The sequence below is a fragment of the Geopseudomonas sagittaria genome (assembly GCF_900115715.1).
Taxonomy (GTDB): domain Bacteria; phylum Pseudomonadota; class Gammaproteobacteria; order Pseudomonadales; family Pseudomonadaceae; genus Geopseudomonas; species Geopseudomonas sagittaria.
On the sequence record NZ_FOXM01000001.1, the window covers coordinates 58,009 to 78,995 of the forward strand.

Genomic DNA, 20,987 nt, shown 5'->3' on the forward strand with positions numbered 1-20,987 from the left:
ATACACACCTCTCAGGTGTACCAACCGCTCCCGTAGGGTGGGTTAGCCGCACAGCGGCGTAACCCACCATGTTGATGGTTCTCATGCTCCTGCGTGGGAACCCGGCTCCAGTGCCCGAGGCGCGCAGAGCGTGCCGGGCTGCGCTCCCACGCCGAGCGTGGGAGCGATCATGCCCCTTAGCCGCGCTTCAGCGCCGCTTGCCGCCGAGCAGCGAGCCCATCAAGCCGCGCACCAGCTCTCGGCCGATCTGGTTGGCGGCCTGGCGCATGGCGCTCTTCATCGCCTGGCCGACCGCGCCGCCGAGCAGTTCGCCGGCCATGTCGCCGAGCGACTTGTCCTGCTCCGCCGGCTTGCCCTTGGCCACCGCTGCCGGCGCCTCGGCCTGCACGGCACGTTCGGCGAGCAGCTCGTAGGCCGACTCGCGATCCACCGCGCGGTCGTAGCGGCCGGCCAGCGGCGACTGGCGGATCAGCGCTGCGCGCTCGGCCTCGCTGAGCACGCCGATGCGCGACTGCGGCGGAGCGATGGCCACGCGCTGCACCATCGCCGGGGTGCCCTTGTCCTCCAGGGTGCCGACCAGCGCCTCGCCGATGCCCAGCTCAGTGAGCACGTCCAGGGTATTGAACTCTGGATTGGGCCGGAAACCGTCGGCCACCGCGCGCAGCGATTTCTGCTCCTTGGCGGTGAAGGCGCGCAGGCCGTGCTGGATGCGCAGGCCGAGCTGGGCGAGCACCGCGTCGGGCAGGTCGCTGGGCGACTGGGTGACGAAGTAGACACCGACGCCCTTGGAGCGGATCAGCCGCACCACCTGCTCCAGGCGTTCCTGCAGGGCCTTGGGCGTGTCGGCGAACAGCAGGTGGGCCTCGTCGAAGAACAGCGCCAGCAGCGGCTGGTCGGCATCGCCACGCTCGGGCAGTTGCTCGAACAGCTCGGCCAGCAGCCAGAGCAGGAAGGTGGCGTAGACCTTGGGCGCCTCGTGCACCAGGCGGCTGGCGTCGAGCAGGTGGATGCGCCCGCGGCCGTCCGCCGCCGGCTGCAGCAGGTCTTCCAGCTGCAGCGCTGGTTCGCCGAACAGCGCCTCGGCGCCCTGCTGCTCGAGGGTGGCCAGCTTGCGCAGCAGGGCCTGGGAGGATTGCGGCGTGAACAGCGCGCGGTCCTCGCCGAGCACCTCGGGATGCGCCTGCAGGTGGTTGAGCAGCGCCTTGAGGTCCTTGAGATCGAGCAGCAGCAGGCCATCGCGGTCGGCCACCTGGAACGCGGCATACAGCACGGCCTGCTGGCTGTCGGTCAGCTGCAGCAGCGCGCCGAGCAGCAGCGGGCCCATCTCGCTCAAGGTGGTGCGCAGCGGGTGGCCGCTCTGCCCGGCGACGTCCCACAGGGTCACCGGGTAGGCCTGCGGCCGGTGCGCGAGCCAGGGCATGCTGGCGATGCGCTCGGCGATCTTGCCCTGCGGCTCGCCGGCGGCGCCGAGGCCGCACAGGTCGCCCTTGATGTCGGCGGCGAACACCGCCACGCCGGCATCGCTGAACAGTTCGGCGAGGCGCTGCAGGGTGACGGTCTTGCCGGTGCCGGTGGCGCCGGCGATCAGGCCGTGGCGGTTGGCCAGGCGCAACAGGTGGGAAACCGGCTGCCCGGACGGGTCGGCGCCGAGCAGCAGTTGACGAGATTCGGGCATGATCCATTCCCCGCGGGTGATGAAGGTGGCAACCCGCTCAGCCGCGCATGGGCGAGCCGCTGCGCCTGCCGGTCGTCGTTCAGTCGTTCGCCTTGCCCTGCTCGTGCTGGGCGAACTCCTTGACCGCGCGCAGCACGTCGTGGCGGCTGATCAGGCCGACCAGGCGGCCATCCTCGAGCACCGGCAGGCGTCGGCGCTGGCCGCGCAGGAAGGTCTCGGCGGCCTCGATGATGTCGGCATCGGCGTCGATGGTGTCCAGCGCCGTGGTCATGTAGCTACCGACCGAACCGTGGGCGTCGTCGAAGTAGGCGCCGGCGAGGATCGCCCGCAGGCAGTCGCTCTCCGACAGCATGCCGATCAGGTAGCCTTCCGAATCCACCACCGGCGCACTGGCGATGATGTGCTCGAGCAGGCGGTTGATGGCGGTGAACAGGTCCATTTCCGGGCGAAAGGTCACCAGGTGGCGCGTCATGTAGGCGCGGACCTTGATTGACTTGAGCATGGGCTTACTCCTTTATCCTTGCGTCTTGCGAACGACCACGGCAACGGGCGTCACGCCCGCGCGGGTCCGAATCAAACCGTTGTTGCAACGCCTGCACCAGCGCTTCGCGGCCGCCGATCAGTCGAATACCACGGTCTTGTTGTCGTGCACCAGCACCCGGTCCTCCAAGTGATAGCGTAGTCCACGGGCCAGCACCCTCCGCTCCACGTCCTTGCCGATGCGCACCATGTCCTCGGCCTGCTGGCGGTGGGTGACCCGCGCCACGTCCTGCTCGATGATCGGCCCGGCATCCAGCTCCTCGGTCACGTAGTGGCAGGTCGCGCCGATCAGCTTGACCCCGCGCTTGGCGGCCTGGTGGTAAGGCTTGGCGCCGGCGAACGAGGGCAGGAAGCTGTGGTGGATGTTGATCACCCGGCCGGCGTAGTCCTGGCACAGGGTCGGCGGCAGGATCTGCATGTAGCGCGCCAGCACCACGCAGTCGGCCTGGTGCTCGGCGATCAGCCGGCTGACTTCGGCAAAGGCCGGGGTCTTGTCCTGCGGGTCGACCGGCACATGGTGATAGGGGATGCCGTGCCACTCGACCATGCTGCGCAGGTCGTCGTGGTTGGAGATCACGCAGGGAATCTCGCAGTACAACTCGCCACTGTGCCAGCGATGCAGCAGGTCGGCCAGGCAGTGCGACTCGCGGCTGGCCATCAGCACCACGCGCTTTTTCACCGCCGAATCGTAGACCTGCCAGCGCATGCCGAACTCGCGGGCAATCGGCGCAAAGGCATGGCGGAATCCCTCGAGATCGAACGGCAGGGAGTCGGCACGGATCTCGTGACGCATGAAGAACCAGCCGTTATCCAGATCCGAATGATGGCTCGCCTCGGTGATCCAGCCGTTGTAGGTGGCCAACAGGTTGCTGACCTTGGCCACGATGCCGACGCGGTCGGGACAGGCGATGACCAACCGGAAAGTACGCATGGGGTAACTCCGCAAACATCGAAGGGGCCATTCTAGCCAGCCGGTGGAAAAACTACAGCAGCGCCGTGGCAGGAAACTGCGGGAAAACTTGCGAAATACTGCAGGCCTGCGCCGCCGCGAGCAACTTCCAGAACTCGGATTATTTTTTGCCAAACACTCCGCAAACCTCATCTGGCTATTTACTCGGCATTATCCAGTGCCTATTATTCGTTCACACCTGTATTCCTGCAGACCTGTTTACCAAGGTAACGACAATGTCCCTGATCAACGAATTCCGCTCGACCGAAGCCGCCATCAAGCAACTGCAGGAGCGCCTGCAGGCCCTCAAGCAGGATGACAAACTGCAGAAGGAGCTGGACTTCGAAGCCAAACTCCGCGAGCTGATGGCCGAATACGGCAAGTCCCTGCCGGATATCCTTGCCCTGCTGGATAGCGAGGGCAAGATCGTCAAGGCTGGCCGTCAGCCGCGCGCCGCCAAAGTTGAAGCGCCGACCAAGCGTACCCGCAAGGTCAAGCAGTACAAGAACCCGCACACCGGCGAAGTTATCGAAACCAAGGGCGGCAATCACAAGACCCTGAAAGAGTGGAAAGCCACCTGGGGCGGCGACACCGTTGAAAGCTGGGTAACCCTGCTCGACTGAGTTCGCACCGTTTAGTGCACTGCAATATAAAAAACGCCAGCCTTGCTGGCGTTTTTTATTGGCGCGTCCTCCGCCCACTGCAGGGTTAACAACTGCCGCGCTTTTGCCAGCCAGCACCCGCCAACCGAGTCGACGGGTAACCCTGCGCGCTCAGCCACCCTGGCAGCGCGCGGCCAGGCCGCCGTTCAGGCCAGCCCGTAGCGCTGGCGCAGCTGCTGCGCATAAATCTGCCACTCACCGAGCAGGGCCTGCTGGCCGGCATCGGCGCCCGCCAGCACCTCGGCCAAGGCACTGTCGAATTCGGCCAGGGTATTGGGCGCACCGGCGCGACTATCACTCAGACGCCGTCGACAGAACTCCTGCCAGCGTTGTTGTTCAGGCCCACTCAAGGTGTGCGGAAAGTTGCGCGCCCGATAACGGAACAGCAACTCCTCGAGGCGTTCGTCAGCAAACAGGCCGTGGCGCTCACCCAACCGGACTGGATCGCTCTCGCGCACCTGCACGCACAAACCGCGATCACGATCACCGATAAAGCCGTCATACAGACGCTGTTCCGGATCCTCGCTGGCGGCAAAGCCATTGTCGGCATAGATCGCCGGCAACTTGCCCTTCCAGACGCTCTGCCGCTGTTCCAGCAACTGTGCCTGCTGCTGGCAGGCCGACATATCCACGCCGAGACGCTGGCAATCTTCCTCGCGCAATACCTTGAGCGGCGCCAGTACTGGGCAACGATTGACCTGGACCAGTTTCAGCGGCACCGGCAGTTCGCCTTCGCCCAGTTCATCGCGACGGGTATACAGGCGCTGGGCGAGAACTTCCGCCGGCAACTCCAGCAACGGGGCAATATCCGCCTGCAGGTCACAGACAATCAGCGCATTGCGATTGCGCGGATGCCAGGCCAGCGGCAATACCACGGCAAGAAAGTGCCGCTCTGCGGAAAAGCGTCCGGATATATGCACCATCGGTTGCAGCAGGCGGACCTGTTCCAGCACCCGCTGCTTGCTGCGCAACTGATAGCACCAGTCGTACAAGCGCGGCTGGCGCTCGCGCAGCAGACGCGCCAGGGCGATGGTGGCGCGCACGTCGGCCAGCGCATCGTGGGCCTGGCCGTGGTCGATGCCGTTGGCGGCGGTCAGGCGCTCCAGCTTGAGGGTCACCCGTCCCTCGGCCTGCGGCCACTCGATCCCCTGCGGACGCAGGGCGTAGGCGGTGCGCAGCAGGTCGATCAGGTCCCAGCGGCTGTTGCCGCCCTGCCACTCGCGGGCATAGGGATCGAAGAAGTTGCGGTACAGGCTGTAGCGGGTGACTTCGTCGTCGAAGCGCAGGCTGTTGTAGCCGGCCGTGCAGGTGCCGGGACGCACCAGTTCGGCGTGCAGGCGGGTCATGAACTCGGCCTCGCCGAGGCCCTCGCGCGCCAGTCGCCCGGGGGCGATGCCGGTGATCAGGCACGACATCGGGTGCGGCAGGATGTCGTCGCTGGGCCGGCAATACAGGTTGAGCGGCTCGCCGATCTCGTTGAGTTCCTCGTCGGTACGGATGCCGGCCACCTGCAGCGGCCGGTCGCGGCGCGGGTCGATGCCGGTGGTTTCGTAGTCGTACCAGAAGATGCTCGCAGTCACAGGAAGGGCTCCAGAATCAAGGCGGCGGCAGTCTACCGCGAATCGCCCGGCCGCCGGCCGGAGCCGCGACAACACCGACAGTTGCCGCCGCAGACCTCGCCCCGCTAGCATCCGCCCTTTCCCCGATGCAGCCCGCGCCCATGCCCCCAGCCACCCCCGCCACCCCGCTGCTGGATACCCGCCTGCGGGTGGAAACCCCGGAGGGGGTCGATCTGCTGCTCAGTCCGGCCAGCGCGCTGGTGCGCGCGCGCGCCTTTGCCGTCGACCTAGCCCTGCGCGCCGCCCTGTCGCTGGCGGTGCTCGGCGGGCTCGGCCGGCTCGGCGAGCTGGGCATCGGCCTGGGCCTGATCCTGCTGTTCCTGCTCAACTGGTGGTACATGGTGCTGTTCGAGGTTCTCAACCAGGGGCGCTCACCCGGCAAGCAGCTGTTCGGCCTGCGCGTGGTCCACGAGGACGGCACGCCGGTCGGCTGGGGCGCCGCGCTGCTGCGCAACCTGCTGCGCTTCGTCGACATGCTGCCGCTGGGCTACTGCTGCGGCCTGCTCGCCAGCCTGGCCAACCCGCGCTTCCAGCGCCTCGGCGACCTCGCCGCCGGCACCCTGGTGATCCACCAGCCCCGCGCGCCGGCCGCACCGCAACTGGAGCCGATGACGCCGCTGCCGGCGCCCTTCGCCCTGAACGCCGCCGAGCAGCGCGCCATGCTGGCCTACAGCGAGCGCCAGCGCCAACTGTCGCCGGCCCGCCGCGAGGAACTCGCCGGGCTGCTGGCGCCGTTGCTCGGGGTCACCACCGAGCAGGCGCCGCTGCGCCTGCTGCAGATCGCCGCCGACCTGCGGGGGACGCCATGAAACAGGCGCAGTTCGAAAGCCAATACCAGGCCGACTGGCAGGCACTCGACGGCCAGCTCAAGCGGCTCGAGCAGGGCCAGTCGCTCGGCGCAGAGGCCGGCGAGTTCGCCGCCGCCTACCGCCGGCTGTGCCAGCAGCTGGCGCTGGCGCAAAGCCGCGCCTACAGCGCCAGCCTGGTCGAGCGCCTGCAACTGCTCAACCTGCGCGCCCACCAGCAGCTGTACCGCCCGCGGCAGAACCTCGGGCCGCGCCTGCTCGGCTTCCTCATCGACGGATTTCCGCGCCAGGTGCGCGCGGCCTGGCGCAGCATCCTGCTGGCCAGCCTGCTGTTCTACGGCAGCCTGCTGGGCATGGGCCTGCTGGTCTATCTGTTTCCCGACCTGATCTACAGTCTGCTGTCGCCGCAGCAGGTGGCCCGGATGGAGCAGATGTACGACCCCGATGCCAGCCGCCTCGGCCCCTTTGGCGAGCGCGGCAGCAGCGACGACTGGCTGATGTTCGGTTTCTACATCATGAACAACATCGGCATCGCCTTCAAAACCTTCGCCAGCGGCCTGCTGCTGGGCCTCGGCTCGCTGTTCTTCCTGCTGTTCAACGGCCTGAACATCGGCGCCGTCGCCGGCCACCTGCTGCGCATCGGCTACGACCAGACCTTTCTGAGTTTTGTCGTCGGCCATGGCGCTTTCGAGCTGACTGCCATAACCTTCGCCGGCGCCGCCGGCCTGCAACTGGGCGGCGCCCTGCTCGCCCCCGGTCCGCGCAGCCGCCGGACCGCCCTGCGCGAGACCGCCAAGGGCTGCGTCGGCCTGGTCTGCGGGGTGATCGGCCTGCTGCTGATCGCCGCCTTCATCGAGGCCTACTGGTCGTCGGTCACGCAGTTGTCCGCGACGGTCAAGTACCTGGTCGGCGCCGCGCTCTGGCTGCTGCTCGGCGCCTACTTCCTGCTCGGTGGACGCCAGCGCCAGGCCGTATAGAAAGGCTACCGGCAGTGGTCGTCCACAGCCGGGCCGCGCGGGACAGTTACCCAACACAGGGAGTCGTCGTGATCGTTGTTGTCTCATCCAGCCATCCTTGCCGGCCAGCCCCGCGCTGCCGGAGCCACGCATGCCGCTGAGCGATGCCGCGGTAGCCGTGCGCCTGCGCAGCCCTTGGGAAGCCGTCGACCTCGGCGTGCGCCTGGCGCAGCGCCATGCCGGCCTGCTGCTGGCCAGCTGGGCGCTGCTGACCCTGCCGCTGCTGGCCGTGCTCAGCCTGCTGCTGTGGCGCTACCCGAGCGTCGCCCTGCTGCTGTTCTGGTGGCTGAAGCCGGCCTTCGAGCGCCTGCCGCTGCACATCCTCTCGCGCGCGCTGTTCGGCGCCACGCCGACCCTCGGCCAGGCCCTGCGCGCCTGGCCCGGTCTGCTGCGTGGCGAGCTGCTGGCCAGCCTGACCTGGCGCCGTTTCAGCCTGAGCCGCAGCTTCACCCTGCCGCTGCTGCAGCTGGAGAACCTGCGCGGCCAGGCACGCCGCCAGCGCCTCGACGCGCTGGGCCGGCGCAGCAGCGTCGCGCGCTGGCTGACCCTGCTCGGCATGCACATCGAGCTGCTGCTGTGGACCGGCCTGCTGGTGCTGATCTACCTGCTGCTGCCGTCCTCCTTCGACAGCGAGCGCGGCTGGCTCGACCTGCTGCTGCGCCCGGCGGAGGAATGGCTGTGGCTGGAGCACCTGAGCAACGCCTGCTACGCCCTGGTGCTGGTGCTCTGGGAACCGATCTACGTCGCCTGCGGCTTCAGCCTGTACCTCAACCGACGCAGCGAACTGGAAGCCTGGGACCTGGAGCTGGCGTTCCGCCGCCTGCTCGAGCGCCTCGGCCAGGCCAGCCTGGTGCTGCTGCTCAGCCTCGGCCTGTGGCTGCCACCTGGCCCGGCGCTGGCGCAGGAGACTGCGCCGGAGACCGCGCCCACCAGCCTGGCGAGCCTGGCCACCTGCCCGCTGCCCGGCGCGGACGACCCCGGACCGCAGGCCGCGCGCCTGACCCACCAGCCGCTCGACAGCCAGCAGGCCCGCCGGGAGATCCAGGCCCTGCTGGCGGCGCCGCCATTCCGCCGCGTCGAGGAACGCCTCGACTGGGGCTGGAGCGCGGGCGACGAATCCACAGCGCCGCCGAGCCACGCGCCGCAGTGGTTGCAGGGCGCCGCCGCGCTGATCGAAGTGCTGCTCTGGGCCCTGCTGGTCGCCGGCCTCGCCCTGCTGGCCTGGCGCTACCGCGACTGGCTGCGCCTGTTCGCCGCACGCGGCCAGGCCGCGCGCCCGGCAGAGGCGACGCCGCCCGCCCAGCTGTTCGGCCTGGCCGTCGATCCGCGCAGCCTGCCGGACGACCTGCCCGCCAGCGTTGAGCAGCTGTGGCCGACCGATCCGCGCGCCGCCCTCGCCCTGCTCTATCGCGGCCTGCTCAGCCACCTGCTGCACCAGCGCCGGCTGCCGCTGCGGGCGGCGCACACCGAGGGCGAGGTGCTGGTGCTGCTGCAGGGCCTCGACGACCCGGCGCTCGGCGCCTTTGCCCGCCGCTTGCTCGACGCCTGGCAGGCGCTGGCCTACGGCAGCCGCCCACCGCCGGCCGAACTCGGCCCGCAGTTGTGCGACGCCTGGCGCCAACTGGGCCTGAACAGCCGCGTGCACGCCGAGGTGGCGCCATGACCACTCGCCAACGCCTGTGGGCCGGCCTCGCCGCGCTGGCCCTGCTCGCCGCCCTGGCCTTCCTCCTGCTCGCCCAACTCGACCCGCAACGGCGCACGGTCGACCTCGGCCCGGCGCCGGAGGCCCGCGCCAATCCCTATCTGGCCGCCGAGCACTTCCTGCGCCAGCGCCAGGTCGCGGTCGAGCGCGCCGACAACTTGGCGCAGATCCTCGACGACACCCCGGCCGCCGGCCACAGCCTGCTGCTGCTCGGCTCGCGCCAGCAGCTGAGCGCCGCGCAGAGCCAGCGCCTGCTCGACTGGGCCGCCAACGGCGGCCACCTGCTGGTGATCGCCGAGGCCAACTGGAGCGAGCAGCGCCAGCGCAGCGACGACCTGCTCCTCGACCTGCTGCAGATCCGTCGCCTGCCCAGCAGTAGCCTGGCCGACGACGAGGCATCGGCCGCGTCGAGCGACGAGCCCTGGCCCGCGCTGACCAAGCTGTACCTGGAGAACGAGGACGCGCCGGCCTATTTCGCCTTCGACACCCGTTACCACCTCGAGGACAGCGGCAACCGCGCGCATGCCTGGGCCAACAGCGCCGCGGCCACCCACCTGCTGCAGCTGGCCCACGGCGACGGCCTGGTCACCGTGCTCAGCGACGGCAAGCTGTGGCGCAACAGCCGCATCGGCGAACACGACCACGCCTGGCTGCTCTGGTATCTCACCCAGGACAGCCAGGTGATCCTGCTGCAACGCCTCGACGGCGAAGCCCTGCCTTACTTGCTGCTGCGCCATTTCCCCGCGGCGCTGCTCGCCCTCGTCGTGCTGCTGGCCCTGCTGCTCTGGCACTTCGCCCTGCGCCACGGTCCGCTGCAGACCGATGCGCCGCCGGCACGCCGCCAGCTCGGCGAGCACCTGCACGCCAGCGCCGAGTTCCTCTGCCGGCAGAGCGGCCACACCGCCCTGCTCACCCGCCTGCAGGCCGAGGTGCGCCAGCGCGCCCGCCAACGCCATCCCGGCTTCGAGCGCCTGCCTGTCACCGAACAGTGGCAGCTGCTGGCCCGCCTCAGCCGCCAGACGCCCAGCCAGATCGGCCAGGTCATGCGCCCGCTCGGCGAGCAGCGCATCCCTCCCGCCCAGTTCACCCGCCAGGTCGCCCACCTGCAACGACTCAGGAATGAGATATGAGCGAAGAATCCAGCCTGCCCCTCGAAGGCGAGCAGCCCGCCGCAAGCACCCCGGCCACTAGCGAGCCCGCCGCCAGCCAGCTGCAGCGCGCCACGCAACTGATCCAGGCGCTGCGCGAGGAGCTGGGCAAGGCGCTGATCGGCCAGCAGCAGGTGATCGACGACGTGCTCTGCGCCCTGCTTGCCGGCGGCCACGTGCTGATCGAGGGCGTCCCCGGCCTCGGCAAGACCCTGCTGGTGCGCGCCCTGGCGCGCTGCTTCGGCGGCCAGTTCGCGCGCATCCAGTTCACCCCCGACCTGATGCCCAGCGACGTCACCGGGCATGCCGTCTACGACCTGGCCAGCGAGCAGTTCAAGCTGCGCCGCGGCCCGGTATTCACCAACCTGCTGCTCGCCGACGAGATCAACCGCGCGCCGGCCAAGACCCAGGCGGCGCTGCTCGAGGTGATGCAGGAACGCCAGGTCACCCTCGAGGGCAACGCCTTGGCGGTGCCGCGGCCGTTCATGGTGCTGGCCACGCAGAACCCGATCGATCAGGAAGGCACCTACCCGCTGCCGGAAGCCGAGCTCGACCGCTTCATGCTCAAGCTGCGCATGGACTATCCGCAGCACAACGAGGAGCTGGAGCTGGTGCGCCAGGTGACCCGCTCGGCGCGCAGCGACATGCTCGAGGTCGCCGCCCTGCGTCCGCTGCTGCGCGAGCGCGACGTGCCGGTGCTGCAGAAAATCTGCGCCGAGCTGCCGATCGACGCCCAGGTGCTCGACTACGCGGTGCGCCTGGTGCGCAGCACCCGCGACTGGCCGGGCCTGGTGTTCGGCGCCGGGCCGCGCGCCTCGATCGCCCTGGTGCGCTGCGCACGCGCCCGCGCCCTGCTGCGCGGCGGCGAATTCGTCACCCCCGACGACCTCAAGGCCTGCGCCCCGGCCGTGCTGCGCCACCGCGTGCGCCTGGCCGCGGAACTGGAGATCGAGGGCCAGGATGTCGACCGGGTGCTCGCCCAGCTGCTCGACCAGGTCGCCGCGCCGCGCTCATGAAGCCCTCGCCACGCCTGCTCGCCCTGAGCGCCGCCCTGCTGCTGGCGGCCATCCTGCTCGGCGCCCTGCCGCTGCTCGGCCTCGCCCTGCCCGCCTGGCTCGACGGCCTGTGGTGGGGCGCGCTGCTGGCCCTGAGCGGCGGGGCGCTGCTCGATGCGCTGCGGCTGCGCCGCCTGCCCGCGCCGCAGGTGCAGCGCGAGCTGTCCGGCCAGCTGGCGCTGGATCGCTGGAGCGAGGTGCGCCTGCGCATCGCCCCCACGGCGCAGCCGCCGCGCTGGCTCGAGCTGTTCGACCATGTGCCGGCCGCGCTGGAGTTCCAGGGCCTTCCGCAGCGCATCGCGCTGCCGGCGGGGCAAGGCGCCGAGCTGCGCTACCGCATCCGTCCGCGCCAGCGTGGCGACTGCCTTTTCGAGCGCTGCGAGATCGGCCTGCCCTCGCCGCTCGGCCTGTGGCAGGCGCGCCGCTACCTCGAGCTGCCCGGCCGTACCCGCGTCTACCCGGACTTCGCCCGCCTGCACGGCGCGCAGCTGATGGCGGTGGACAACTGGCTCGGCCGTCTCGGCGTGCGCCCGCAGCCGCGCCGCGGCAGCGGTCAGGAGTTCCACCAGCTGCGCGATTTTCGCAGCGGCGACAGCCTGCGCCAGATCGACTGGAAGGCCACCGCGCGCAAGCACCAGCCGATCGCCCGCGAATACCAGGACGAGCGCGACCAGCAGATCGTCTTCCTGCTCGACAGCGGTCGGCGCATGCGCAGCCAGGACGGCGACCTCAGCCATTTCGACCACGCCCTGAACGCCTGTCTGCTGCTCGCCCACGTCGCCCTGCGCCAGGGCGATGCGGTCGGCCTGCTCAGCTTCGCCGGTGACACGCCGCGCTTCCTGCCACCGGCCAAGGGCCGCCAGCAGCTCAACGCCCTGCTCAACGGCGTCTACGACCTGCAGCCGGGCCAGCTGCCCGGCGACTACCAGGCCGCCGCCGGCGAGCTGCTGGCCCGCCAGCCGCGTCGCGCGCTGGTGGTGCTGCTGAGCAACCTGCGCGACGAGGACGACCAGCAGCTGCCGCTGGCCGCCGCGCAGATCGCCCGCCGCCACCGCCTGCTGATCGCCAGCCTGCGCGAGGAGGTGCTCGACCGCCAGCGTCGCCAGCCGGTGGAGAACTACGCCGACGCGCTGAGCTACTGCGGCACCGTCGACTACGCCGCCGCACGCACCCGCCTGCACGAACGCTTCGCCGCCCAGGGCCTGCCGGTGCTCGACGTGCGCCCCGCCGAGCTGGGCCCGCAGCTGGTCAACCGCTACCTGCAGTGGAAGGCGGCCGGGACGCTCTGAACTGCCTGTCACGCCGCTGTCACCGGTTTGCATGTCTAGTGGTGCTGGCGCTAGGCTGAACCAATTGCAGCCGACCGCCCCGCGCCTGCGCGCTCACGGGGCATCACCCAACCCGGCCGAGGAATCCGACATGCAATTGCAGCAGCTGCTGGTGGTGATCGACCCCACCCAATCTTCGCAACCGTCGCTCGAGCGCGCCGCCTGGATCGCCCGCCACAGCGGGGCGGCCATCGAGCTGCTGATCTGCGAATACAACGGCGCGCTGGACAGCGGCCTGATGTTCGAGGCGCCGGCGCTGGACAAGGCGCGCCACTCGCTGCTGCAACAGCGCCGCGACTGGCTCAAGCAGTTGGCCGCACCGTTGCGCCAGGAAGGCCTGCAGGTGACCAGCGAGGTGCGCTGGGGCAAGCCGCTGCACAAGATGATCATCGCCCGCTGCGAGGAACTGAAACCCGACCTGCTGCTGAAGACCGCGCACAGCCACGGCCTGCTGCATCGCCTGCTGCTGAGCAACACCTGCTGGCAACTGATCCGCTACTGCCCGACGCCACTGTGGCTGGTCAAGCCGCAGGGCGAGTGGCGCGGCCAGCGCCTGGCCGCAGCCCTCGACCCGACCCACAGCGCCGACAAGCCGGCGACCCTCGACCACCAGCTGATCGACGCGGCACGGATGCTGAGCCAGACCCTCGGCCTGGAGGATCATTACCTGCACAGCTACGCGCCGCTGCCGCGCACCCTGGTGTTCGATGCCGAGCTGGTGGCCGATTACGAGTACTATGTCGAGCGGACCGGCGAGCGCCATCGCGAAGCCTTCGAACAGCTGCTCGACGGCTATGCCATCGGCAAGCCGCGTACCCATCTGCTGCAGGGCTTCGCCGAGGAAACCCTGCCGCGCTTCGTTGACGAGAACGCCGTCGACCTGCTGCTGATGGGCGCCATCGCCCGCGGCCACCTCGATACCGCCCTGATCGGCCATACCGCCGAGCGGGTGCTCGAAGGCGTCAACTGCGACCTGCTGGTACTCAAGCCGCAGGGCGTAGCCGCCCACTGAGCCGGACGACCGTCACGGATGACCCTGCCCCGCCGCGCGCGGGGCCACCTGCTGATTGCGCACCCGCCACAAGCGGGGCGCCAGCATTTTTCAGACCTTATCCAGGAGTGCCCTGATGCCCTCACGCCGTACCAAGATCGTCGCCACCCTCGGCCCATCCAGCAGCTCGCCGCAAGTGCTCGAGCAACTGATCCTCGCCGGGATGAACGTCGCCCGCCTGAACTTCTCCCACGGCACCCCGGACGAGCACAAGGCGCGCGCCAAGCTGGTCCGTGAACTGGCGGCCAAGCACGATCGCCACGTCGCCCTGCTCGGCGACCTGCAAGGGCCGAAGATCCGCATCGCCAAGTTCGCCAACAAGCGCATCGAACTGCAGGAAGGCGACGCCTTCCGCTTCTCGATCAGCCACCCGCGCGACGCCGGCACCCAGGAAGTGGTCGGCATCGACTATCCGGACCTGGTCAAGGACTGCAGGGTCGGTGACGAGCTGCTGCTCGACGATGGCCGGGTGATCATGGTCGTCGACCAGGTCACCGCCACCGAACTGCTGTGCAGCGTGCTGGTCGGCGGCCCGCTGTCCGACCACAAGGGCATCAACCGTCGCGGCGGCGGCCTCACCGCCCCGGCGCTGACCGACAAGGACAAGGCCGACATCAAGCTGGCCGCCGAGATGGAGCTGGACTACCTCGCGGTGTCCTTCCCGCGCGACGCCGCCGACATGGAGTACGCCCGCCGCCTGCGCGACGAGGCCGGCAGCGATGCCTGGTTGGTCGCCAAGATCGAGCGTGCCGAAGCGGTGGCCGACGACGAGGCGCTGGACGGCCTGATCCGCGCCAGCGACGGCGTGATGGTGGCGCGTGGCGACCTCGGCGTGGAAATCGGCGATGCCGAGCTGGTCGGCATCCAGAAGAAGATCATTGCCCACGCCCGCCGCCTCAACAAGTTCGTGATCACCGCCACCCAGATGATGGAGTCGATGATCCACAGCCCGATGCCGACCCGCGCCGAGGTGTCCGACGTGGCCAACGCCGCGCTGGACTACACCGACGCGGTGATGCTGTCGGCGGAAAGCGCCGCCGGCGACTACCCGGTGGAAGCGGTCAAGGCCATGGCGCGGGTCTGCGTCGGCGCCGAGAAGCATCCGACCAGCCAGAAGTCCAGCCACCGCATGGGCCGGAGCTTCGAGCGCTGCGACGAGAGCATCGCCCTGGCGGCGATGTACACCGCCAACCACTTCCCCGGCGTCAAGGCGATCATCGCCCTCACCGAAAGCGGCTACACCCCGCTGATCATGTCGCGCATCCGCTCCTCGGTGCCGATCTTCGCCTACTCGCCACACCGCGCCACCCAGGCGCGCGTGGCGATGTTCCGCGGCGTGCAGACCATCCCCTTCGACGCCGCCGCCCTGCCGGCGGAGCAGGTCAGCCAGGCGGCGGTGAACGAGCTGCTCAAGCGTGGCGTGGTCGAGCCGGGCGACTGGGTGATCATGAGCAAGGGCGACAGCTACGACACCATCGGCGGCACCAACACCCTGAAGATCCTCCACGTCGGCGAGCCGCTGGCCTGATCGGCAAAGTGTGACCCGAAGGCCGCTCATTCGAGCGGCCTTCTGCTTTGGCGACGAGCCGGCCGGGCGACGGACTGTCCGCCAATCGACCAAGGTCGACCGCGGGCGGGTGTCCGCACCGCCCCCTGCACGCTATACTTCGTCGCCGTTTTTTTGCGCCGCCTGCGGTGGCGCGCCGTGAAGTTCCGCCTGTTTAGAGGACCGCGTTCCATGGCCGTGATCAAGCAAGACGACCTGATCCAGAGCGTCGCCGACGCCCTGCAGTTCATCTCCTACTACCACCCCGTCGACTTCATCCAGGCGATGCACGAGGCCTACCTGCGCGAGGAATCGCCGGCCGCGCGGGACTCGATCGCCCAGATCCTGATCAACTCGCGCATGTGCGCCACCGGCCACCGCCCGATCTGCCAGGACACTGGCATCGTCACCGTGTTCGTGCGCGTCGGCATGGACGTGCAGTGGACCGGCGCGACCATGAGCCTGGACGACATGATCAACGAGGGCGTGCGCCGCGCCTACAACAACCCGGACAACGTCCTGCGCGCCTCGATCCTCGCCGACCCGGCCGGTGCCCGCAAGAACACCAAGGACAACACCCCGGCGGTCATCCACTACTCCATCGTCCCCGGCGACAAGGTGGAAGTGGACGTCGCCGCCAAGGGCGGTGGCTCCGAGAACAAGTCGAAGATGGCCATGCTCAACCCGTCCGACTCGATCGTCGACTGGGTGCTGAAGACCGTCCCGGAAATGGGCGCCGGCTGGTGCCCGCCGGGCATGCTCGGCATCGGCATCGGCGGTACCGCCGAGAAGGCCGCGCTGATGGCCAAGGAAGTGCTGATGGAGTCGATCGACATCCATGAGCTGAAGGCCCGCGGTCCGCAGAACAAGATCGAGGAAATGCGCCTCGAGCTGTTCGACAAGGTCAACCAGCTGGGCATCGGCGCCCAGGGCCTCGGCGGCCTGACCACCGTGCTCGACGTCAAGATCATGGACTACCCGACCCACGCCGCCTCGCTGCCGGTGTGCATGATCCCCAACTGCGCCGCCACCCGCCACGCCCACTTCGTGCTCGACGGCTCCGGCCCGGCCAGCCTGGAAGCGCCGTCGCTGGACGCCTACCCGGACATCGTCTGGGAAGCCGGCCCGAGCGCGCGCCGCGTGAATCTGGACACCATCACTCCGGAAGAAGTGCAGAGCTGGAAGCCGGGCGAGACCATCCTGCTCAACGGCAAGATGCTCACCGGCCGCGACGCCGCGCACAAGCGCATGGTCGACATGCTCAACGCCGGCGAACAGCTGCCGGTGGATCTCAAGGGCCGCTTCATCTACTACGTCGGCCCGGTCGATCCGGTGCGTGACGAGGTGGTTGGCCCGGCCGGCCCGACCACCGCGACCCGCATGGACAAGTTCACCCGCCAGATCCTCGAAAGCACCGGCCTGCTGGGCATGATCGGCAAGTCCGAGCGCGGCCCGATCGCCATCGACGCGATTCGCGACAACAAGGCCGTGTACCTGATGGCCGTCGGCGGCGCCGCCTACCTGGTCGCCCAGGCGATCAAGCAGGCCAAGGTGCTGGCCTTCGCCGAACTGGGCATGGAGGCGATCTACGAGTTCGAGGTCAAGGACATGCCGGTCACCGTGGCCGTCGACACCCAGGGCGAGTCGGTGCACATCACCGGCCCGGCGATCTGGAAGCAGAAGATCGCCGACAGCCTGGCGGTGGAAGTGAAGTAAGCCACCCCGGCAGCAAGCCCAAGGCCCGGCCCCCTCAGCAGAGGCGCCGGGCCTTGTTGCATCTGGCGCAAGCAGAAAGTCTCGATCCGCGCCATAGAGACAATCCAGTTCATCTCCCGGCCAGCCACGGCGATCATGACGGCACGCACCAGCAACCACCGGAGAACGACCATGCAACAGCTCAAGCAACTGCTTCAGCAGATCCGCCGCCAGCCGGCAAACCCCGACGCCACCTCGCCCGCCACCGAAAACCCCAACTTCTGGATGTACTGAGTCCGCCTCAGCGCCAGCGATCCATCAGGTTCACCACCAGCCGATCCAGCCAGCCCCACAGGCGCTGCGAGATGCGCATCCCCAGCGGCCTGGCGAACCAGTCGTCGAGGGTGATCTCGCGGCTGAGCACGAAGTCGCTCTCGAAGCTCGCCGCCAGCGCCGCGGTCAGTGCGGGATCGAGCGCCTCGAGGTTGGCCTCCAGGTTGAAGCGCAGGGTCCAGTGGTCGAAGTTGCACGAGCCGATGCTGACCCAGTCGTCGACCAGCACCGCCTTCTGGTGCAGAAAGCGCGGCTGGTACTCGAAGATGCGCACGCCGCTGCGCAGCAGCTTCGGGTAGTAGCGGTGGCCGGCGAAGCGCACCGGCCCATGATCGGTCAGCCGCCCGCTGAGCATCAGGCGCACGTCCACGCCGCGCTGCGCCGCCTTGCGCAGGGCCTTGCGCACCCGCCAGCTGGGCAGGAAGTACGGCGTGGCCAGCCAGATGCGCCCGCGCGCATGGCCGAGGTTGCGCAGCAGCGAGTGGAGGATGTCGCGGTGCTGGCGCGCATCGGCGTAGGCCACCCGGCCCAGGCCATCGCCGGGCAGTGGTCTGGCCGGCAGATGGGCGAGCGGGTGGATGTACGGGCGCCAGGCACAATCGTCGACGCACGCCTCCCACTCGCGCTCGAACAGGATCTGCCAGTCGGCCACCACCGGGCCGGCCATCTCCACCATCAGCTCGTGCCAGTGGCTGAGCGATGGTTCCGGCAGCCAGAAATCGTCGGTAACGCCGGCGCCACCGACCCAGGCCAGCTGCTGATCGACCAGCAGCAGCTTGCGATGGTCGCGGTACAGGTTGCGCACCCCGCGCCGCCAGCTGATCGGGTTGTACAGGCGCAACTGCACGCCCGCCTGGCGCAGTCGCGCGCTCAGGCGCGCGCCGAGGCGCTGGGCGCCGAAGGCATCGAACAGGCAACGCACCGGCACACCGCGACTGGCGGCATGGCACAGGCAGTCGACCAGCCGCTCGGCGCAGGCACCGGCCTCGACCAGATAGAGCTCCAGCTCGACCTGGCTGCGGGCGGCATCGATGGCGGCGAGCAGGCGGGGAAAGAATTGCTCGCCATCGATCAACAGCTGGAAACGGTTGCCCCCGCGCCAGGGGAAGACGGTTTGCGGCATGGCGCTAGCGAAACATGGCAAAGGCAGGGCACAGGCTGGGCATCGAGTCCTCGCGCGGCAATCGGTTCAGCGCACCATAGCCGGCCGTTCGTCGGGGCTCAAGGAAGCCGCCGGCAGAAAATGACAACGCCGGCGAGCCCGAGGGCTGCGCCGGCGTTGTCTGCGCGCGAAAAGGACTCAGCGTGGCAGGCTGTAATCGGCAGCGCCCATCAGGTCCATACCGCACTCCAGCTGGCTGATCCAGTCGAGGAAGGCGTTGATCATCGCCGGGCCGACGAAGGCGCGGCCGTGCTGCGGCACGATCATCGAGATGTCCATCTTGCGCACCATGTCGGCCCACAGGCGGCAGACCTTGTTGCTGGCCATGTAGCGGCGGTGGAAGCCTTCCATACTCGACAGGTGGGCGGCGAAGTCGGTCACCGGCTGGGCATCGTCGACCAGCGAGGCGCCCATGTCGCCGGAGAAGAGGATCTTGCTGATCGGATCGTAGAGCTGGAAGTTGCCCACCGAGTGCAGGAAGTGCGCCGGCACGGCCTTGAGCTGGCTGTTGCCCAGCGGGATGCTCTGGCCACGGTCGGGCAGCGCGATGATGCGGTCGTAGGTGGAGATGCCGTGGCTGACGGCCAGGTAGTTGGCGGTCAGGTGCGGCAGGAAGCGCGCCCACAGGCGCGAGCAGATGACCTTGGCCTTGGTGTGCAGCAGCCACTTGTCCAGCGCAGCGATGATGTCCGGGTCCTGGTGCGAGGCGAAGATGTAGGTCAGGTCCTGCACCGGAATGTGCTTGGACAGCTCCAGCGACAGCGGGGTGTAGGTCAGGTCGCCACCCGGATCGAGCAGCATGTACTGCTCGTTGTCGACGATCAGGAACTGGTTGGTCTGAACACCCTCACCGGTGACCAGGTTGTCGAAACACAGGCATTGGTGGGTGCCGTTATCAAACAGGACGATGGGCTCGCGACGCATGGCTACCTCAATTTCTAAGTTTGACCAAGCTTAGCGAGGCCGGGTTACAAGTTCACTGACCTGCATCAAGCGCGCCAGCGCCGCCAGCCTCGCCGAAGGTCGTGCCACTCTACGCCGCACGGACCGCCGGACGGTGCGCGCGCGGTCACAGAAGCATCACCGGTGCGTCACCGCGCCGACATCCCGGCTTGCCAGCATGGCCCTGCACACAACATGGAAGCGGCCGCAAACGGCTGCCCGGAGGTTCTGCATGTCCGCCATTGCACTGTCCTGCGAGTCCAGTCCCACCCGCCGCCTGCAGGCCGAACGCCTGCACGGCAGCGAAGCCCTGATCGAAGCCCAGACCCTGCGTTACCGCGTATTCGGCGAGGAGTTCGGCGCCCGCCTGGAGGGCGCCGAACTGGGCCTCGACTGCGACGGTTTCGACGTCCACTGCAGCCACCTGGGCGTGCGCGACCTGGCCAGCGGCGAACTGGTCGCCACCACCCGCCTGCTCGACCACCACACCGCACGCAAGCTCGGCCGCTTCTACAGCGAGGACGAGTTCCGCCTGCACGGCCTCGGCAAGCTCGACGGTCCGACCCTGGAGATCGGCCGCACCTGCGTGGCCGCCGACTACCGCAACGGCGCCACCATCGCCGTACTGTGGGGCGCGCTGGCCGAGATCCTCAACGAGGGCGGCTACCGCTACCTGATGGGCTGCGCCAGCATCCCCATGCGCGACGGTGGCATCCAGGCCCGCGCCGTCATGCAACGCCTGCGCGAGCGCTACCTGTGCACCGAACACCTGCGCGCCGAGCCACGCCAGCCGCTGCCGCCCCTCGACGTGCCGGACAACCTCACCGCCGAGCTGCCGCCGCTGCTCAAGGCCTACATGCGCCTGGGTGCGAAGATCTGCGGCGAGCCGTGCTGGGACCCGGACTTCCAGGTCGCCGACGTGTTCATCCTGCTCAAGCGCGACGACCTCTGTCCGCGCTACGCGCGCCACTTCAAGGCGGTCGGCTGATGGCTCGCCTGCGTCTGTACCTGCGCCTGCTGCGCCTGTTCGCCGTGCTCGGCGAAGGCACGCTGTATGCCGGCTGGGTCGGCCTGCGCGAACGCCTGGGCGGCGCGCCGATGGAGCTGCGCCAGCGCCTGACCTGCCGCTTCATGCGCCACCTGCGCAATGCCCTGCCGCTGCAGGTGGAGATCCGCGGCCAGCTGCCGGACACCCCGGCACTCTGGCTGGCCAACCACGTCTCCTGGGTCGACATCGCCGTGCTCGGCGCCCTGCGTCCGCTGTCGTTCCTCGCCAAGTCCGAGGTCGGCCGCTGGCCGTTGGCCGGCTGGCTGGCGCGCCAGGCCGGCACCCTGTTCATCCGCCGCGGCGCCGGCGACAGCCTCGCCATCGGCCGGCAGCTGGCCGAGCAGCTGCAGCAGGGCCGCCATCTGGCCATCTTCCCCGAGGGCACCAGCTCCGACGGCAGCGGTGTGCTGCGCTTCCACGCCCGCCTGCTGGCGGCCGCGGTGGACAGCGGGGTGGCGGTGCAGCCGGTGGCGATCCGCTACCGCCGCGACGGTCAGCGCGATCCGCTGGCGCCCTTCATCGACGACGACGAACTGCCCGAGCATCTGCTGCGCCTGTTCGCGGCCGAGCGCGCGACGGTGGAGATCACCCTGCTCGAACCCATCGCCAGCCAGGGACTGTCGCGCAGCGAACTGGCGCGCCGCAGCCAGGCGGCGATTGCCGCGGTGGTCGCTGGCGAGGCGGTGGTGGCCGCCCGCGCGGCGGCCTGA

18 protein-coding genes are annotated in these 20,987 nt (G+C 69.1%); 12 read left to right on the forward strand and 6 right to left on the reverse strand.

The genetic code is table 11. The features are described from left to right. Window positions 1-187: 187 nt before the first annotated feature. The 3 genes from BM297_RS00270 to purU form a co-directional block, all read right to left on the reverse strand. Window positions 188-1,675: a helicase HerA-like domain-containing protein gene (locus BM297_RS00270; protein WP_092427054.1), complete on the reverse strand. Its 1,488-nt coding sequence runs from the start codon at window positions 1,673-1,675 to the stop codon at window positions 188-190. 79 nt (window positions 1,676-1,754) lie between these two features. After that, window positions 1,755-2,177: a CBS domain-containing protein gene (locus BM297_RS00275; RefSeq protein WP_092427057.1), complete on the reverse strand. Its 423-nt coding sequence runs from the start codon at window positions 2,175-2,177 to the stop codon at window positions 1,755-1,757. Window positions 2,178-2,294: 117 nt separating this feature from the next. Next, the gene (gene purU / locus BM297_RS00280) at window positions 2,295-3,146 is read right to left on the reverse strand and encodes a formyltetrahydrofolate deformylase (RefSeq protein ID WP_090306161.1); all 852 of its coding nucleotides are present in this window, start codon (window positions 3,144-3,146) and stop codon (window positions 2,295-2,297) included. A gap of 254 nt (window positions 3,147-3,400) precedes the next feature. Between purU and mvaT the strand changes: the two genes are divergently transcribed. Then, on the forward strand, window positions 3,401-3,787 hold the full coding sequence (gene mvaT / locus BM297_RS00285; RefSeq protein WP_092427060.1) for a histone-like nucleoid-structuring protein MvaT: 387 nt from the start codon (window positions 3,401-3,403) through the stop codon (window positions 3,785-3,787). Between the two features lie 185 nt (window positions 3,788-3,972). Here the strand turns inward: mvaT and sbcB are convergent, their stop codons facing one another. Further along, window positions 3,973-5,406, reverse strand: coding sequence for an exodeoxyribonuclease I (sbcB, locus tag BM297_RS00290; protein ID WP_092427064.1), 1,434 nt, complete (start codon window positions 5,404-5,406; stop codon window positions 3,973-3,975). A 140-nt stretch (window positions 5,407-5,546) separates the two neighbouring features. On the opposite strand from sbcB, the gene BM297_RS00295 reads away from it, so the two are divergent. From BM297_RS00295 to BM297_RS00335, 9 genes are all read left to right on the forward strand, one after another. Beyond that, window positions 5,547-6,254 carry an RDD family protein gene (locus BM297_RS00295; protein ID WP_245768172.1) on the forward strand — a complete coding sequence of 236 codons (708 nt, stop codon included), beginning with the start codon at window positions 5,547-5,549 and terminating at the stop codon, window positions 6,252-6,254. Further along, window positions 6,251-7,228, forward strand: coding sequence for a stage II sporulation protein M (locus tag BM297_RS00300; protein ID WP_092427070.1), 978 nt, complete (start codon window positions 6,251-6,253; stop codon window positions 7,226-7,228). Before BM297_RS00295 ends, BM297_RS00300 begins: the two co-directional genes overlap by 4 nt. 130 nt (window positions 7,229-7,358) lie before the next feature. After that, window positions 7,359-8,930, forward strand: a complete 1,572-nt coding sequence (locus tag BM297_RS00305; RefSeq protein WP_092427073.1) for a DUF4129 domain-containing protein — start codon at window positions 7,359-7,361, stop codon at window positions 8,928-8,930. Beyond that, window positions 8,927-10,099 (forward strand): DUF4350 domain-containing protein, encoded by a 1,173-nt coding sequence (locus BM297_RS00310; protein WP_092427076.1) that lies wholly within the window; start codon window positions 8,927-8,929, stop codon window positions 10,097-10,099. Before BM297_RS00305 ends, BM297_RS00310 begins: the two co-directional genes overlap by 4 nt. Continuing rightward, window positions 10,096-11,133, forward strand: a complete 1,038-nt coding sequence (locus BM297_RS00315) for an AAA family ATPase (RefSeq protein WP_092427079.1) — start codon at window positions 10,096-10,098, stop codon at window positions 11,131-11,133. The genes BM297_RS00310 and BM297_RS00315 overlap by 4 nt, the downstream gene beginning before the upstream one ends. Further along, window positions 11,130-12,461 (forward strand): DUF58 domain-containing protein, encoded by a 1,332-nt coding sequence (locus BM297_RS00320; RefSeq protein ID WP_092427082.1) that lies wholly within the window; start codon window positions 11,130-11,132, stop codon window positions 12,459-12,461. Before BM297_RS00315 ends, BM297_RS00320 begins: the two co-directional genes overlap by 4 nt. Window positions 12,462-12,591: 130 nt before the next feature. Continuing rightward, on the forward strand, window positions 12,592-13,512 hold the full coding sequence (locus tag BM297_RS00325) for a universal stress protein (RefSeq protein WP_092427085.1): 921 nt from the start codon (window positions 12,592-12,594) through the stop codon (window positions 13,510-13,512). 115 nt (window positions 13,513-13,627) lie between these two features. Next, window positions 13,628-15,079, forward strand: coding sequence for a pyruvate kinase (gene pyk, locus BM297_RS00330; protein ID WP_092427088.1), 1,452 nt, complete (start codon window positions 13,628-13,630; stop codon window positions 15,077-15,079). A gap of 210 nt (window positions 15,080-15,289) precedes the next feature. Next, window positions 15,290-16,813 carry a fumarate hydratase gene (locus BM297_RS00335; RefSeq protein WP_092427091.1) on the forward strand — a complete coding sequence of 508 codons (1,524 nt, stop codon included), beginning with the start codon at window positions 15,290-15,292 and terminating at the stop codon, window positions 16,811-16,813. Between the two features lie 280 nt (window positions 16,814-17,093). Here the strand turns inward: BM297_RS00335 and BM297_RS00340 are convergent, their stop codons facing one another. Both BM297_RS00340 and BM297_RS00345 read right to left on the reverse strand, forming a co-directional pair. Beyond that, a complete protein-coding gene (locus tag BM297_RS00340) occupies window positions 17,094-18,248 on the reverse strand; it encodes a phospholipase D-like domain-containing protein (protein ID WP_092427094.1) in 1,155 nt (384 codons plus the stop codon). Window positions 18,249-18,425: 177 nt separating this feature from the next. Further along, on the reverse strand, window positions 18,426-19,211 hold the full coding sequence (locus tag BM297_RS00345) for an oxygen-binding di-iron domain-containing protein (RefSeq protein ID WP_092427097.1): 786 nt from the start codon (window positions 19,209-19,211) through the stop codon (window positions 18,426-18,428). Between the two features lie 250 nt (window positions 19,212-19,461). Between BM297_RS00345 and olsB the strand changes: the two genes are divergently transcribed. Together olsB and BM297_RS00355 are read left to right on the forward strand one after the other, a co-directional pair. After that, window positions 19,462-20,217, forward strand: coding sequence for an L-ornithine N(alpha)-acyltransferase (gene olsB / locus BM297_RS00350; protein ID WP_092427100.1), 756 nt, complete (start codon window positions 19,462-19,464; stop codon window positions 20,215-20,217). Further along, on the forward strand, window positions 20,217-20,987 hold the full coding sequence (locus BM297_RS00355) for a lysophospholipid acyltransferase family protein (protein WP_092427103.1): 771 nt from the start codon (window positions 20,217-20,219) through the stop codon (window positions 20,985-20,987). Before olsB ends, BM297_RS00355 begins: the two co-directional genes overlap by 1 nt.